Origin of the sequence: Sphingomonas sp. SFZ2018-12, from assembly GCF_022496715.1 — a bacterium.
Lineage (GTDB): Bacteria > Pseudomonadota > Alphaproteobacteria > Sphingomonadales > Sphingomonadaceae > Sphingomonas.
Map to the genome: position 1 here is coordinate 1,281,952 of NZ_WTFM01000001.1, position 16,192 is coordinate 1,298,143.

A 16,192-nucleotide genomic window follows, 5' to 3' on the forward strand; every position below is an offset into this window, starting at 1 on the left:
GCCGTCGCATGTGCGCGATCGGCTCGCAAATAGGGTTTCCAGTCACGACGATGCGCCGCCCTTCCGATGAAGCGCGGCGACCGCCTTGCCATCCAATGCCCGCCAGAACCGGGCCGGATGCGACAGGGCGGCGGTTAGGGCCGCCCCGTTACACAAAAAAGACGGCGTTACGCCTCGACCTGCGGTTCGCCTTCCACGGCGACGTCGGCATCGGCCTCAACCGCAAGCGCTTCCTCCGCCGGCGGCTCGTCCATCGCGCCCAGGTCCATGCCAAAGCTCGCCTGGCGCTCCTGGCCGCCGCGGGTCGCGGCGATCGCCACGGCTTCGCAATACAGGCGGATGGCGCGGCTCGCGTCGTCATTGGCGGGCACCGGGAACGCGATGCCGTCCGGCGACACGTTCGAATCGAGGATCGCGACGACCGGGATGCCCAGCGTGTTGGCTTCCTTGATCGCCAGCTCTTCCTTGTTCGCGTCGATCACGAACATGATGTCGGGAATGCCGCCCATGTCGCGAATGCCGCCCAGGCTGAGTTCCAGCTTGTCGCGCTCGCGGGTGAGCTGCAGCACTTCCTTCTTGGTCAGGCCGTGCGTGTCGCCCGACAGCTGCTCCTCGAGCGACTTCAGGCGGCGGATCGACTGGCTGATCGTCTTCCAGTTGGTGAGCATGCCGCCCAGCCAGCGATGGTTGACGAAATGCTGGCCCGAACGGCGCGCGGCGTCGGCGATCGGCTCCTGCGCCTGGCGCTTGGTGCCGACGAACAGCACCTTGCCGCCCGCGGCGACGCTGGCGCTGACGAATTCGAGCGCGCGCGCGAAGAGCGGCACGGTCTGGCTGAGGTCGAGGATGTGGACGCCGTTGCGGTCGCCAAAGATGTAGGGCTTCATCTTCGGGTTCCAGCGATGCGTCTGGTGGCCGAAATGCGCGCCCGATTCGAGCAATTGCTGCATGGTGACGACAGGTGCCGCCATAGGGATAACTCCTTCCGGTTGGTCCTCTGGGAAGCGAATATCCAGGCACGCCCGGACACCGGCTTATGTGCTTCCCATGTGGAATGAGCGGCGCGCTTACCCGCCCGCCGCCCGAAAATCAACGTCGAAAAATCAGCGATTGACAGTTGGAACATTTATCGAACATAGACGTTCCACGGAACATAGAACGAACATCATCGATCGCGAGGCGGATATGACCGGGTTTCTGAGCACGCTTCTGTTCTTCGTCGCCGGGCTGGTGTCGCTCGGCATCATCGCCGCCACGGTGTGGCCCGCGCGTCGGCGGATCATCGCGCTGCTGCGTGAAGGCACCGCGATCGCGCCCGTCGATACGCGGACGCCGGGCCGTGTAGTTCAGGTCAGCTTCACGCCGGCCCCGCGTCCGGCGATGCTGCCGGTGGCGGCGCTGCGCGCAGCCGCCTGACCCGGCCATAGCCGCGGATGCTGAACGGGATCGACAACAGATAGGCGAGGCAGATCACGGTCAGCGACTGCCACGGCGCGGTCAGCATCGTGGCGACGACCAGCACCGCAAGCGCGATCGCCTCGAACCGGATGTTCTGGCGCAGCCGGAGCGACGACCAGGAGAAGGTGGCGAGGCTCGACACCATCAGGAATGCGATGAAGGCGACCCACAGCGCCACCAACCACGGCGTGCGGAACGTGGCGTCGCCCGACCAGATCCACAGATAAAGCGGCAGCATCGCCAGTCCTGCGCCTGCGGGCGCGGGGACGCCGGTCAGGAAGCCGGCGGATTTGTGCGGCTGGTCCTTCAGGTCGATCGCGGCGTTAAAGCGCGCGAGCCGCAGGGCGCAGAACACCGCATAGATCAGCGCGCACATCCAGCCGAAGCGCGGCAATTCGACCATCGCCCACAGATACATGATCAAGGCGGGCGACACCCCGAACGAAATCGCGTCGGACAGGCTGTCCAGCTCGGCCCCGAACCGGCTTTCGCCGCGCATCATTCGCGCCACCCGGCCGTCGAGCCCATCGAGCACGCCGGCCACCAGGATCATCAGCACCGCGCGTTCCCACTCGCCGCCGATCGCGAAGCGGATGCCGGTCAGCCCCGAACACAGCGCGAGCGCGGTGACCGCGTTGGGGGCGAGCGTGCGCAGCGGGATGCCCCGGGCGGGGCGCGGTCGGCGCATCAGGGCCGGGCTATTGCGCGAGGCCGCGCGCGGGCGGCAGCGCCGGGCGACCGATCACGGTTTCGCCCGCCACCGCGCGCTGGCCCAGCGCGACCTGCGGGGTGAAGCCTTCGGGCAGGAACACGTCGACCCGGCTGCCGAAGCGGATCAGGCCGATGCGCTGGCCGCCGACAACGATGTCGCCGGGCTTGACGAAGCCGACGATGCGCCGCGCGAGCAGCCCGGCGATCTGGGTGAAGCCGACACGCACGCCGTCGCGGCCTTCGACCACGATGTGCTGGCGCTCATTCTCCTCGCTCGCCTTGTCGAGATCGGCGTTGAGGAACTTGCCGGAGATGTAGACGACCTCGCGCACCGTGCCGCTGATCGGGGTGCGATTGATGTGGACGTCGAACACGCTCATGAAAATCGATACGCGCACCAGCGGCGCCTCGCCCAGTCCGCGCGGGCCGCGCAGCTCGGGCGGCAGCGCGACGCGCTCGATCATCGTCACCAGCCCGTCGGCGGGCGAGACGATCAGCCCCTCGCCCTGCGGCGTGACGCGTACCGGATCGCGGAAAAACGCCGCGACCCAAAGGGTGAAGATGATCAGGGGCCAGGTCAGCGCGGGCAGGAACAGCCACGCGACGAATGCCACCCCCAGCGACAAGGCGATGTACCGGTGCCCTTCCGGGTGCACGCCCGGCCAGCGCCACTTCACGGTCGTCGTGACGACCGGCGGCTTTTCTAGCGATCCCATGCACCAAGCCTAGCTGTGTGTTCGCGGCAACACAATCACTCATGCCGAAACCCGGGCAAAGCGCGCCGCGCGCCCTGCCGCGTCTGCGAACTCTTGCTGTCGCGGACCGGCGAGGCGGTTGATCCCGGCCGGGCTTGCCCCTAGACGCTGGCGCAATCCCATTCACCTTCCCCAGGAAAGCAAGCATCGATGGCGAAGATCAAGGTCACTAATCCGGTTGTCGAAATCGATGGCGACGAGATGACCCGGATCATCTGGCAGTGGATTCGCGAGCGGCTGATCCTGCCCTATCTCGACATCCAGCTCGACTATTACGACCTCGGCATCGAGAAGCGCGACGAGACCGACGACCGCATCACCGTCGAAAGCGCGCGCGCCATCCAGAAATATGGCGTCGGCGTGAAGTGCGCGACGATCACCCCCGACGAGCAGCGCGTCGAGGAATTCGGCCTCAAGAAGATGTGGAAGTCGCCCAACGGCACGATCCGCAACATCCTGGGCGGCGTGGTGTTTCGCGAGCCGATCGTGATCAGCAACATTCCGCGCCTGATCCCCGGCTGGACCAAGCCGATCGTCGTCGGCCGTCACGCGTTCGGCGACCAGTATCGCGCGACCGACTTCCGCGTCCCCGGACCCGGCAAGCTGCGCATGGTGTTCGAGGGCGACGACGGCACCGTGATCGACGAGGAGGTGTTCCAGTATCCCTCCTCCGGCGTCGCTATGGCGATGTACAATCTCGACGATTCGATCCGCGATTTCGCCCGCGCGTCGATGCATTACGGGCTGGGCCGCGGCTGGCCGGTCTATCTGTCGACCAAGAACACGATCCTCAAGGCGTATGACGGCCGCTTCAAGGACATCTTCGCCGAAGTGTTCGAGACCGAGTTCGAGGCGAAGTTCAAGGAAGCCGGCATCGAATATCAGCATCGCCTGATCGACGACATGGTCGCCAGCGCGCTGAAATGGCACGGCGAATTCGTCTGGGCCTGCAAGAATTACGATGGCGACGTCCAGTCGGATCAGGTCGCGCAGGGCTTTGGTTCGCTCGGCCTGATGACCTCGGTCCTGCTCACCCCCGATGGCAAGACCGTCGAGGCGGAGGCCGCGCACGGCACCGTCACCCGCCATTATCGCCAGCATCAGCAGGGCAAGGCGACGTCGACCAACCCGATCGCGTCGATCTTCGCCTGGACCGGCGGCCTCAAATATCGCGGCAAGTTCGACGGCACGCCCGAAGTCACGCGCTTTGCCGAGACGCTCGAGCGCGTCTGCATCGAAACCGTGGAAAAGGGCGCGATGACCAAGGATCTCGCGATCCTGATCGGTCCCGATCAGCCCTGGATGACCACCGAACAGTTCTTCGAGGCGGTGCGCGTCAACCTCGAACAGGAAATGGGCAGCATCATCGGGTGAGGTCCGCCGGGTGGCCGCGCGCCATCCGGATCGAACGGCGCGATGTCGCGGCAGCCTGTCGTCGGGCGCGCGCGTCCGTCCTTGCGTGATCACGCGGCTGTGCGCGGGCGCTGCGGTTGCCGTGCGCGCATTCGACCGCCATCATGGCGGCACGAACCAACCGAAAGTCGCTGATGTTCAACCTGCAGAACCCGGCACTCAGCGACGCGCTCGTCATTCTCGGCGCGGCGGGGCTGATCATCCCGGCCTTTGCGCGATTCCGGATCAGCCCGGTGATCGGGTTCATCCTGGTCGGCATGCTTGCCGGTCCCGGCGGGCTCGGCACGCTCGTCGACCGTTATCCGTGGCTCTATCATATCACCATCACCGACGGCGAGGCGATCGAGCCCTATGCCGAATTCGGCATCATTCTGCTGCTCTTCTCGATTGGGCTCGAACTGTCGTTCAAGCGACTGTGGGCGATGCGCACGCAGGTGTTCGGGCTGGGCGCCGCCGAACTGCTCGGCTCGGGCGTGCTGCTTGCGATCGCGCTCAACCTGATGGGCCAGGCATGGGCGGGCGCGTTTGGGCTGGGGATCGCGCTCGCCCTGTCGTCGACCGCGCTGGTGCTGCCGATCGCCGGGACGGAGCGCCCCGCGGGTCGCGCCGCCTTTGCCATGCTGCTGTTCGAGGATCTGGCGCTCGTCCCGATCATCTTCATGCTGGCGGCGACCGGACCGATGGCCAGCGCGGCCGGCTGGCTGGGCTTGGCCAATGTGTTCGGGGTCGGCGCGCTGACCGTCGCCGGGCTGTTCATCGGCGGCCGGCTGCTGCTGCCGCGCCTGTTCGCCCAGGCCGCGCGGACCAAGAGCCCCGAACTGTTCCTCGCCGCCAGCCTGCTCGTCGTCATCGTCGCCAGCCTCGCGACCGGGGCAACCGGCCTGTCGCCGATCGTCGGCGCGCTGCTCGCGGGGCTGCTGATCGCGGAAACGCCCTATCACAGCGAGGTCGAGGTGATCACCGCGCCCTTCAAGGGCCTGGCGCTCGGCGTCTTCCTGATCACGATCGGGATGCAGCTCGACCTGCGATTGATCCTGGCCGACTGGATGGCGCTGCTCGCCGCGATCGTCGGCGTCATGCTGGTCAAGACGCTGGTCACCGCGACCTTGCTGCGCCTGTCCGGGGCGCGGCGCGCGACGGCGGCGGAAACCGGGCTGATGATGGCCAGCCCGTCGGAAACGACGCTGATCGTGCTCGGCGTGGCGAGCGCGGCGGGGCTGATCCTGCCGTCGACCGCCGCCTTCTGGACGACGGTAACCGCGATCGGGCTGACGATCACCCCGTTGCTCGCCGCTGCCGGCCGTGTGGTCGCGCGCGCGATCGAGAACCGCTCGGGCGAGCTCCCGCCCGAGGCCGATGTCGGCATGGCGGGGCCGGGCAGCGTCATCATCGGCTTCGGTCGTGTCGGCCGCACCGTCGCCGACATGCTGCGCGTCCATGGCAAGACCTTTGTCGCGGTCGATGCCGACATTGATACGGTCAACGACGCCCGCCGCGCGGGCTATCCGATGATTTTCGGCGACGTGTCGCGGCCCGAACTGGTCGATCGTCTCAATCTCGGCCGTGCCGATGCGCTCATCCTGACGATGGACGATCCGGTGCTGACCGCGCGGCTGGCGCGGCGCGTGCGCGGCTGGGTCCCCCATCTGCCGATCATCGCGCGCGCGCGTGATGCCGCGCATGCCGCCGAGCTCTATCGCGCTGGCGTCACCGATGCGGTGCCGGAAACGCTGGAAAGCTCGCTCCAGCTGTCCGAAACCGTGCTGACCGACCTGGGCGTCGCGGTCGGCCCGGTCATCGCCAGCATCCACGAAAAGCGCGACGAGATGCGACAGGCGATCAAGGAAGCGTCCGAACTGCAGCGCGAACCGCGCCTGCGCCGCACCCGGCTGGGCGAGATGCCCGATGCCGGCGCGAAACCCGAAGCGCCGGGCTAGCGGCGGCGGATCGTGACGCGCAGGCCGCCGTCGCCGCGCAATTCGCGCACGCTTTGCGGCGGCAGGTCGACCTGCCCCCCAATGGTCACCGTCTGCCTTACGGCGGGGCAGCTCGTTCCCGGACGTGTCCAGGTGACATCCACCTGAATCCGGTCCTTGGACTCGCCGAACACGAGGTTGCGCACCATCACGCGCAACGACTTCTGCGTCTGTGCATCCCGCCCGGCGGCCTCGCCCCCACACGCACGGTCGGCCTCGCGAAGCTCGGACGAATAGCTCGCGGGCGTCCGTCCCGTAACAAAAAGCGTGCCCGACCATAGCGGCGCGTCGCCGCCGCGCACGTCGATCTCGACCTCATAGGGCGCGATCTCGCGCGCGCCGGGCGAGATCGACTCAATCCGGACCGGCGGCGGTGAAGACTGCGCCGGTACGGCGGCGGCAAACTGAATGGATATGGCGAGCAGGGTGGCAATCATCGCATCGGCTCCTTTGAAACCCCGGGCCTATCCGCGCAGTGTCAACGTCTCGTGAATCGTTCAGGCCGCCGCCTTCACCTCGCCCAGCGCGGCGCGGATCGCGTCGATGGCATCGGCCGCGCGCGCACCGTCGGGGCCGCCGCCCTGCGCCATGTCGGGACGGCCGCCGCCGCCCTGCCCGCCCAGCACCGCCACGGCCCCGCGCACCAGTTCGACCGCGCTCACCCGCGCGACCAGGTCGTCGGTCACACCGACCGCGATCGATGCGCGACCGTCGTTCAGCGTGATCATTGCGATCACCGCCGAACCCAGCCGCTGCTTGGCCTCGTCGATCGCGCCGCGCAGCGCCTTGGGGTCGAGCCCGTCGACCACCTGGCCCAGGAACGGCGTGCCGGCGATGTCCTCGGCACCGGCGGGCGCGGCAGCCGCGCCGCCGCCCGCGCCACCGCCCAGGGCGAGCGCCTTCTTCGCCTCGGCCAGCTCGCGCTCCAGCCGCCGGCGTTCCTCGACCAGCGCGACGACGCGCGCCGGCACCTCGTCGGGCGCGGCCTTCAGCACGCTTGCCGCCTCGCGCAGCCGGTCCTCGCGTGCGGTCAGCCACTGGCGCGCCGCCTCGCCGGTCAGCGCCTCGATGCGCCGCACCCCGCTCGACACCGCGCTTTCGCCGATGATCTTGAACAGCGCGATGTCGCCCAGCGCGTTGACATGCGTCCCGCCGCACAGCTCGACCGAATAGCTCGCATCGGTGCCGCGTCCCATCGACAGCACGCGCACCTCGTCGCCATATTTCTCGCCGAACAGCGCCAGCGCGCCCGCCGCCACCGCGTCGTCGGGGGTCATCAGCCGCGTCGTCACCGCGTCGTTGCCCCGGATCTGGGCGTTCACCTCCGCCTCGATCGCCGCAATGTCGTCCGCGCTCAGCGCGGTCGGTTGCGAAAAGTCGAAGCGCAGCCGGTCGGGCGCGACCAGGCTGCCCTTCTGCGTCACATGCCCGCCCAGCCGGTGGCGCAGCGCCGCATGCAGCAGGTGGGTCGCCGAATGATTGGCGCGCAGCCGCGCGCGGCGATCGGCGTCGATCGCCAGATGCACCGTATCGCCGACCGCGATCTCGCCGCTGTCGATCCGGGCATGATGCGCGTGCAGCCGGCCCAGCGGCTTCGACGTGTCCTCGACAACCGCGGACAGGCCCCGGTCGTTGCCGATCGTGCCAGCGTCGCCCATCTGACCGCCGCTTTCGCCGTAAAAGGGCGTCTGGTTGGTGACGATCGTCACCGCCTCCCCCGCCCCCGCCCGCTCGACGCGCACGCCGTCGCGGACCAGCGCCACCACCTGGCCCTCGCCCGCATCCGCGGTGTAGCCGATGAACTCGCTCGACCCGACCTCGTCGGCGATGTCGAACCAAACCTCGTCGCTCGCCTTCGCGCCCGATCCCTTCCAGGCGGCGCGCGCGGCGCGCTTCTGCTCGGCCATCGCGGCATCGAACCCGGCGCGGTCGACGCTGATCGACGCCGCACGCAACGCATCTTCGGTCAGGTCATAGGGAAAGCCGTAGGTGTCATAGAGCTTGAACGCGGTCTCGCCAGGCAGCGTGTCGCCCGCACCCAGTCCGCGCGTCGCATCGTCCAGCAGCCGCAGGCCGTTGGTCAGCGTCTGGCGGAACCGCGTTTCTTCCTGCAACAGCGTCGCCTCGATCAGCGGCTGGGCGCGCAGCAGCTCGGGATAGGCGCCGCCCATCTCCGCCACCAGCGCGGGCACCAGCCGGTGCATCAGCGGGTCCTTGGCACCAATCAGGTGCGCGTGGCGCATCGCCCGGCGCATGATCCGGCGCAGCACATAGCCGCGCCCTTCATTGGCGGGCAGCACCCCGTCGGCGACCAGGAACCCCGACGCGCGCAGATGGTCGGCGATCACCCGGTGGCTGGCGCGGTGCGCGCCGTCGATCGCCGCGCCCGACAGCGCGCCCGATTCGTCGATCAGCGCGCGGAACGTGTCGGTGTCGTAATTGTCGTGCACCCCCTGCAGCACCGCGGCGATGCGCTCCAGCCCCATGCCGGTGTCGATCGACGGGCGCGGCAGGTCGCCGACGATCTCGTTCGCCGCCTGGACATATTGCATGAAGACCAGGTTCCACACCTCGACAAAGCGATCGCCGTCCTCGTCCGGGCTGCCGGGCGGCCCCCCGGGGATGTGATCGCCATGGTCGAAGAAGATTTCCGAGCATGGGCCGCACGGGCCATCGTCGCCCATCGCCCAGAAATTGTCCTTGGTCGCGATGCGGATGATGCGGTCGTCGGGCAATCCCGCGATCTTCTTCCACAGATCGAACGCCTGGTCGTCGGTATGATAGACGGTGACGGTCAGCCGGTCCTTCGCGATCCCCCATTCGCGGGTGATCAGGTTCCACGCGAGCTCGATCGCGCGATCCTTGAAATAGTCGCCGAACGAAAAATTGCCGAGCATCTCGAACAATGTGTGGTGGCGCGCGGTATAGCCGACATTGTCGAGGTCGTTGTGCTTGCCGCCGGCGCGCACGCATTTCTGGCTGCTCACCGCAGTCGAATAAGGCCGGCTTTCCAGCCCGGTGAAGACGTTCTTGAACGGCACCATGCCCGCGTTCACGAACATGAGCGTCGGGTCATTGTGCGGGACCAGCGGTGCGCTCGGCACGCGGGCATGCCCCTCCCGCTCGAAATAGTCGAGGAACGTGCGGCGGATGTCGTTGGTCGATGTCATGCCCGCTGATCTAGGCGGTGGCGCGTCACACCTCAAGCGACAGAAATGCCGCCTTCGTTACGCCCCGTCCCGACGGAGCGGCGCGCCGGGGGTTGCCATTCGCGCCCCGGGGCGGCACCCCTTGAACTGACAGGGCCGCAACGCGCCACGCATGATTGACCAGAGGAACGACGACGCATGGCCAAGCGGCTGACCTATTACATCCTGATCGCGCTGGTGCTCGGGCTGATCGTCGGCTGGGGGCTGAATGCGGCGATCGACGACGGCGGCGGCGCGGGCACCGCGCAGCTCAAGGAGATTGCCGGCTATCTGTCGATCATCACCACGGTGTTCCTGCGCCTGATCAAGATGATCATCGCGCCGCTCGTCTTCTCCACGCTGGTGGTCGGCATCGCACATATGGGCGACAGCTCGACTCTGGGCCGCGTCGGCTTCCGCTCGCTCGCCTGGTTCGTGTGCGCCAGCCTCATCTCGCTGTCGCTGGGCCTGGTCCTCGTCAACCTGCTCCAGCCGGGCGTCGGGCTCAACCTGCCGCTGCCCCCCACCGATGCCGCATCGGGGGTCGCCCAGGCGGGCTTCAACCTCAAGGATTTCGTCGCGCACCTCGTCCCCGCCTCGATGATCGAGGCGATGGCGAGCAACGAGATCCTTCAGATCGTCGTCTTCTCGGTGTTCGTCGGCGTGGCACTCACCGCGGTGGGCGAGAAAGGCGCGCCGCTCGTCCGCGCGCTCGAGGGGCTGGTCGCAGTGATGCTCCAGATCACCGACTATGTGATGCGTTTCGCCCCCTTCGCGGTGTTCGCCGCGGTCGCGGGCACGCTGGCGGAGCGCGGCCCGGGCGTGATCGGCGACCTCGCCTATTTCATGGCCAGCTTCTATATCGGCCTCATCCTGCTGTGGACGATCCTGCTCGGCGTGGCCTTCGCGATCATCGGCCCGCGCGTCGGCCAGCTGATCCGCTATCTGCGCGATCCGATCCTGCTCGGTTTCTCGACCGCCTCGTCGGAGGCCGCGTATCCGCGCACGCTGGAGGCGCTCGACCGCTTCGGGGTGCCGCCGCGCATCGCCAGCTTCGTGCTGCCGCTCGGCTATTCGTTCAATCTCGACGGGTCGATGATGTACATGACCTTCGCGTCGATCTTCATCGCCCAGGCCTATGGCATCGACTTGAGCTGGGGCCAGATGATCACGATGCTGCTGGTGCTGATGATCACGTCAAAGGGCGTGGCGGGCGTCCCGCGCGCCAGCCTGGTGGTCATCTCCGCGACGCTCGCGCTGTTCGACATTCCCGAAGCCGGCCTGCTCCTGATCCTCGCGGTCGATCACTTCCTCGACATGGGGCGCACCGCGACCAACGTCATCGGCAACGCGATCGCCGCCAGCGTCATCGCCAAGTGGGAGGGCGGGCTGGACGCACCCGAATCGCCGACGATCGAGCCGCTGCCGACCCCGCACGGACAACCCCGCCCCGACGCCCCCGACAGCTTCCGCCAGATCGGCGGCTGACCCAGGCTCGCCCGCTTTCTGGGCGGGATCTGGATCGTGACTGCCCGCTTGGCCGGCATTCCCACGCGCGCGCGGTTTGCGTGTCGCCCGCGCCGCCGTGCAGGGGGCATCGGAGGGCGCGCAAAGGCCGCCGGGAAACCGCGAGACGCTGCCGACCCTAAAGCCTGATGACGTTAGATCGACCCGCCTCTCTAGCGACTTCCTCGTCACTCCAGCCTTGTGCCGGGGGCCACGGGGCGACACGTCACAACCGTCGGGACTGCGCGGCTCGCTGGACCCCGCACAAGGCCGGGGTGACGAACGTTGATTCCGAGCAAAGTCATCTTGCTCTAAAGCCCCGCCACGACACGCGAGCTTCGGTAAAATGCACTCAGGTGGAGTGCCTTAACCCCTCACGCATAGGCATAGGGGCCGCCGCGTGCCAGTGCCGCCTGATAGGCCGGGCGGGCGTGGATCGTGTCCAGCCACGCAATCGTCGCCGGGCGCGACGCGTCGAGCCCGGCACGGCTGCGCGCCGCCTCGAGCGGAAAACTCATCATCACGTCGGCGGCGGTGAACTGGTCGCCGGCAAAATAGGGCCGCGCCGCCAGCTCGGTCTCGACATAGTCGAGATGGACGTCGATCATCGGCTGGATACGCTTCATCGCCGGCTTGCCCATCAGCGGCACCCGGCTCAGCACCAGCTTGACCAGCAGCGGCGGCATCAGCGACCCCTCCGCATAATGCAGGAAATAGCGGTAGCGCAGCGCGGAGTCGCGATGCGCGGGCGCGCCCAGCCGGCCATCGGCGCGGTCGACCAGATATTCGACGATCGAGCCGGTTTCCGCGACCACCGTGTCGCCGTCCTGGATGACCGGCGACTTGCCCAGCGGGTGGACCCGGCGCAGCGCGGGCGGTGCCAGCATCGTCGCGGCATCGCGTGCATAACGCTGCACCTCATAGGGCAGCCCGAGCTCCTCGAGCAGCCAGAGCACGCGCTGCGAGCGCGAATTTTCGAGGTGATGGACGACGATGGTCATGGCGTTCCCCGGTGATGACGGCCCCGACCTGCTAACCGGGTTCGCCCCAAAGCGAAAGGACAGCCGGAAATGCCGACTGTCCTTTGCTGACCCCAGCGTCGCGTGCGCCCGTCCCTTCACGGCCGGGCGCGCGTGATCAGGCGTCTTCCATCTCGTCTTCGGGTCCGCCGACCATCAATTCCTCGGCGACCTTGTCGGTACGCGCGCGGATCGCGGCTTCCAGCCGGGCACAGACCTCGGCATTCTCCTTGAGGAAATTCTTGGCGTTCTCGCGTCCCTGGCCGATGCGGATGCTGTCATAGCTGAACCATGCGCCCGATTTCTCGACCAGCCCGGCCTTGACGCCCAGGTCGAGGATCTCGCCGATCTTCGACACGCCCTCGCCATACATGATGTCGAACTCGACCTGCTTGAACGGCGGCGCCACCTTGTTCTTGACCACCTTCACCCGCGTCGTGTTGCCGATGATCTCGTCGCGATCCTTGATCTGGCCGGTGCGGCGGATGTCGAGCCGGACCGAGGCGTAGAATTTGAGCGCATTGCCCCCCGTCGTTGTCTCGGGATTGCCGTACATCACGCCGATCTTCATGCGCAGCTGATTGATGAAGATGACGATGCAGCGCGATCGGCTGATCGATCCGGTCAGCTTGCGCAGCGACTGCGACATCAGCCGCGCCTGCAGCCCGACATGGCTGTCGCCCATCTCGCCCTCGATTTCCGCACGCGGCACCAGCGCCGCGACCGAATCGACGACCAGCACGTCGATCGCGTTCGATCGCACCAGCGTGTCGGTGATCTCCAGCGCCTGTTCGCCGGTATCGGGCTGCGAGACGATCAGCTCGTCGATATTGACGCCCAGTTTCTTGGCATAGACCGGGTCGAGCGCGTGCTCGGCATCGACGAACGCGGCGGTACCGCCCATCTTTTGCGCTTCGGCGATCACGTGCAGCGCCAGCGTCGTCTTGCCCGAGCTTTCCGGACCATACACCTCGACCACGCGCCCGCGCGGCAGCCCGCCGATGCCGAGCGCGATGTCGAGCCCGAGCGAGCCGGTTGAGATCGCCTCGATCTCGATCTTCTCCCGGCTGCCCAGCTTCATCGCCGAACCCTTGCCGAACGCGCGGTCGATCTGGGCGAGCGCGGCGTCGAGCGCCTTCTGCCTGTCGTTGGAGACTGCCATCTTGCTATCAATCACCTTGAGCTGAGCCGCCATGCGGAGCCTCCGTCGCTAGAGCAAGCGCGCGAAACGTTCAATGCGCTGGCGACGTTGTATATGCTTTGTTCCGTGAGAACAAGTGGGGAACTTATGGTCTTCGCGATCCCCCCGGCGATGCGCCGAATTCAGCTTCCGGCGGTCATGTTCTCGGTCAGGCGATCGAACGCCGCGCCGACCGCGTCGAGCGTGAACGGCTTGGCCAGCACCGGGTGCCGGCCGCCGCCGATCATTTCGCCGCTGCCGCCCGTCGAGACGATGAACGGGATGCCCGCGCGGGTCAGCCGCTCGGCCACGGGCGTACTATGCTCGCCGCCGCGCAGATGGAGGTCGAGGATTGCCGCGTCGATGTCGCCCGCATCGATCCGCGCGATCGCGTCCTCGACGGTGTCGGCCACGCCGGCGACCTGCTTGCCGAGCACGTCGATGAAATCCTCGAGCATCATGGCGATGAGCGGCTCATCCTCCACGATCAATATGCGCTCCAGTTTCGTCATCTTCCCGCCTTCTCCACCGCGGGCGATGCCCGATCTGTTCTAGCTGCCGCGCAACACGTCGCGTGCCGCCTCGCCAAGCTGTTGTACCGAAAAGGGTTTCGGCAGAAACGTTACGTTGTCAAGGTCGATCGAACGCCGCAGCTGCTCCTCCGCATAACCCGACATGAACAGGATCGGCAGGTCGGGATATCGCTCACGCACATGCCGGGCCATCGTCGGCCCGTCCATCGACGGCATTACCACATCGGAGATCAAAAGGTCCGGGCGCGGACATGTTTCCAGCAATTCGAGCGCAGCCTCGCCATTTTCGGCGACCAGTACGGTATAGCCCTGTCGGCCCAGGCCGCGCTGCGCGACGACACGCACCATGCTGTCGTCCTCGACCAGCAGGATCGTCTCGGTGCCCCACATGTCGGCGGCCTTTTCGCGGCCGCGCACGGCGGCGCTGATCTTGCCCGGCGTGTCGGCGGCGTGGACGGGCAGATAAATGGTGAAGGCGGAACCCTCGCCCGGCACCGATTCGGCAAAGATGTAGCCGCCCGACTGCTTGACGATGCCATAGACCGTCGACAGCCCCAGTCCGGTGCCCTTGCCGACCTCCTTGGTCGTAAAGAACGGCTCGAAGATCTTGGGCATCACGTCGGGGGGGATGCCGGTGCCGGTGTCGGAGATGCGCAGCGCCGTATAGTCGCCGATCGGCAGGACATCCTCGTCCATCGCGCGCACCTGCGATGCGGGCACGCCCATCGTTTCGATGGTCAGCGTGCCCCCGCCCTGCGGGTTCTTCGCCAGCATAGCGTCGCGCGCATTGACCGCCAGGTTGACGACCACCTGCTCCAGCTGGCCCGGGTCGGCGCGCACCAGGCCCAGGTTGCGGCCGTGCTGGACGACCATGTCGACCGTCTCGCCCAGCAGCCGCTTGAGCAGGTTCGACACCTCCGAAATGATGTCGGGCAGCTGCAACACCTGCGGGCGCAGCGTCTGCTGGCGCGAAAAGGCGAGCAGCTGGCGGGTCAGGCTCGCGGCACGGTTGGAATTGGCGCGGATCTGCTGGATGTCGTCATAGTCGCTGTCGCCCGGCGTGTGGCGCATCAGCATCAGGTCGCAATGGCCGATGATCGCGGTCAGGATGTTGTTGAAATCGTGCGCGATGCCCCCGGCGAGCTGGCCGATGCCCTGCATCTTGTTGGCCTGGGCGATCTGGCGCTTGAGCGTCGATTCCTCGCCGCTGTCGCGGACCGCGAGCACCACCGCCGCATCGCCCAGCCCGCGCGCCCCCGCCAGCATCACCGCCACCGGATCGTCGGGCCGGTCCTTCAGCCGCACCGCCATGTCGGTGGAATAGGCCGCCCCGTTGGCAAAGCGCCGCACCGCGTCGGACAATGCCGCCTTGTCGTCGCGCACGACCAGGTCGCTGGGGTACAGGGGCGGCGCGTCGGGGTTGATCGACGCGACCCGCATGAACCCCTCGTTCATGTGGACGAAGCGCCCATCGCGGTCGATCAGCGCGATCGCGATCGGCAGCATCGCGATCAGCGATCGCAGCTGCCCGACCGCCGCCGATCCGCTGGCGGGCACCGTCGGGCCGGGCTCCTCGTCGTCCAGGATGGCGACCGGCATCGGCATGTTGTCGCCCTCGAGCAGCGGCAGCTGCACGACGCGCAGCGGGTTGCCCTCCATCCCCTCGCGCTCGAACCGCACCAGCCCGCGCGAATCGGCGGTCAGGAACCGGGCGAAGTCGCGGCCTTCGGCGGATGTCTCGGCACTTCCCGTCGCGCGTGTCCCGAACACGCGGTTGGCGGCGCGGATCCGGCCATTGGGCTCGATCAGCACGACCATGATGCCCGCCGCGCCCAGGCGATCGCCCATCGGCCCGCTGACAAGGGCGGCGAACTGGCTGGCCAGGTCGGCGGCGGCGGTGCCGACGAAGCGCCACACCAGCGCATGGTCGCCCGCGCGGAACAGGCTGACCTGGAACCGGCGCCCCTCGCGCTCGATCGCGACGGGTTCGGCCACCCCGTCGCGCCACGCGGTCCGCACCGCTTCGCGCAGCGCCGCGCGCCCTTCCCCGTCGACGGGCAGCTCGGGCGGGGCGGCATAGCTGTCGAACAGGTCGGCGAAGCGGGGATTGGCGCAAACGAGCGTGCCGCTGCGGTCGGTCACGGCAATGGCGTGGTCGCTCGCGTCGGCGATGGTGCGGACGATCGACCAGTCGGTGATCGCGGTCGGCGCGGCGGGCGTGCGGCGGGCATGGTTGGCGATGGCCAGCGCGATCGCACCGACACAGACGCCGGCCGCGCCGAAACCGGCCGCGATCAACGGGTTGCGCAGCGCGAACAGGACGATCGCCGCCGCCAGCAGCGCACCGATCAGCGCGATCAGCCACGCACCGCGCGACGATATCGGGGGGGAAGGTTCGGGAAGCGATGCCATGATACCGGACGCTTGTCTTGCGCCCGGCATCGCGGGTCAAG

At 67.6% G+C, this 16,192-nt stretch carries 13 protein-coding genes; 4 read left to right on the forward strand and 9 right to left on the reverse strand.

What is annotated here, in order from left to right; genetic code table 11:
• Positions 1–167 precede the first annotated feature (167 nt).
• On the reverse strand, positions 168–971 hold the full coding sequence (gene rpsB / locus GO308_RS05905) for a 30S ribosomal protein S2 (RefSeq protein ID WP_066480945.1): 804 nt from the start codon (positions 969–971) through the stop codon (positions 168–170).
• Between the two features lie 214 nt (positions 972–1,185).
• Here rpsB and GO308_RS05910 point away from each other — a divergent pair, with 214 nt between their 5' ends.
• Entirely contained in the window at positions 1,186–1,416 is a 231-nt protein-coding gene (locus GO308_RS05910; RefSeq protein WP_066670554.1) for a hypothetical protein, read from the forward strand.
• Here the strand turns inward: GO308_RS05910 and pssA are convergent.
• On the reverse strand, positions 1,358–2,146 hold the full coding sequence (pssA, locus tag GO308_RS05915; protein ID WP_240884520.1) for a CDP-diacylglycerol--serine O-phosphatidyltransferase: 789 nt from the start codon (positions 2,144–2,146) through the stop codon (positions 1,358–1,360). The genes GO308_RS05910 and pssA overlap by 59 nt on opposite strands.
• 10 nt (positions 2,147–2,156) lie before the next feature.
• Entirely contained in the window at positions 2,157–2,885 is a 729-nt protein-coding gene (locus GO308_RS05920; RefSeq protein WP_066480951.1) for a phosphatidylserine decarboxylase, read from the reverse strand.
• Positions 2,886–3,074: 189 nt separating this feature from the next.
• Here GO308_RS05920 and GO308_RS05925 point away from each other — a divergent pair, with 189 nt between their 5' ends.
• On the forward strand, positions 3,075–4,298 hold the full coding sequence (locus GO308_RS05925) for an NADP-dependent isocitrate dehydrogenase (RefSeq protein WP_066480953.1): 1,224 nt from the start codon (positions 3,075–3,077) through the stop codon (positions 4,296–4,298).
• A 143-nt stretch (positions 4,299–4,441) separates the two neighbouring features.
• Positions 4,442–6,274 (forward strand): cation:proton antiporter, encoded by a 1,833-nt coding sequence (locus tag GO308_RS05930; protein WP_240884521.1) that lies wholly within the window; start codon positions 4,442–4,444, stop codon positions 6,272–6,274.
• Here the strand turns inward: GO308_RS05930 and GO308_RS05935 are convergent.
• Complete coding sequence (locus GO308_RS05935) at positions 6,271–6,750, reverse strand: hypothetical protein (RefSeq protein WP_240884523.1); 480 nt, start codon at positions 6,748–6,750, stop codon at positions 6,271–6,273. The genes GO308_RS05930 and GO308_RS05935 overlap by 4 nt on opposite strands.
• A 60-nt stretch (positions 6,751–6,810) precedes the next feature.
• Positions 6,811–9,483 carry an alanine--tRNA ligase gene (gene alaS, locus GO308_RS05940; RefSeq protein ID WP_240884525.1) on the reverse strand — a complete coding sequence of 891 codons (2,673 nt, stop codon included), beginning with the start codon at positions 9,481–9,483 and terminating at the stop codon, positions 6,811–6,813.
• A 177-nt stretch (positions 9,484–9,660) separates the two neighbouring features.
• Between alaS and GO308_RS05945 the strand changes: the two genes are divergently transcribed.
• Positions 9,661–10,989 (forward strand): dicarboxylate/amino acid:cation symporter, encoded by a 1,329-nt coding sequence (locus tag GO308_RS05945; protein WP_240884527.1) that lies wholly within the window; start codon positions 9,661–9,663, stop codon positions 10,987–10,989.
• A gap of 392 nt (positions 10,990–11,381) precedes the next feature.
• On the opposite strand, the gene GO308_RS05950 is transcribed toward GO308_RS05945, so the two are convergent.
• The 4 genes from GO308_RS05950 to GO308_RS05965 form a co-directional block, all read right to left on the reverse strand.
• The gene (locus tag GO308_RS05950; protein WP_240884528.1) at positions 11,382–12,008 is read right to left on the reverse strand and encodes a glutathione S-transferase; all 627 of its coding nucleotides are present in this window, start codon (positions 12,006–12,008) and stop codon (positions 11,382–11,384) included.
• A gap of 136 nt (positions 12,009–12,144) precedes the next feature.
• Positions 12,145–13,221 carry a recombinase RecA gene (gene recA, locus GO308_RS05955; protein ID WP_066480960.1) on the reverse strand — a complete coding sequence of 359 codons (1,077 nt, stop codon included), beginning with the start codon at positions 13,219–13,221 and terminating at the stop codon, positions 12,145–12,147.
• Positions 13,222–13,349: 128 nt separating this feature from the next.
• The gene (locus GO308_RS05960) at positions 13,350–13,718 is read right to left on the reverse strand and encodes a response regulator (protein ID WP_240884531.1); all 369 of its coding nucleotides are present in this window, start codon (positions 13,716–13,718) and stop codon (positions 13,350–13,352) included.
• A 39-nt stretch (positions 13,719–13,757) separates the two neighbouring features.
• Positions 13,758–16,151, reverse strand: coding sequence for an ATP-binding protein (locus tag GO308_RS05965; protein ID WP_066480965.1), 2,394 nt, complete (start codon positions 16,149–16,151; stop codon positions 13,758–13,760).
• Between the last annotated feature and the right edge of the window lie 41 nt (positions 16,152–16,192).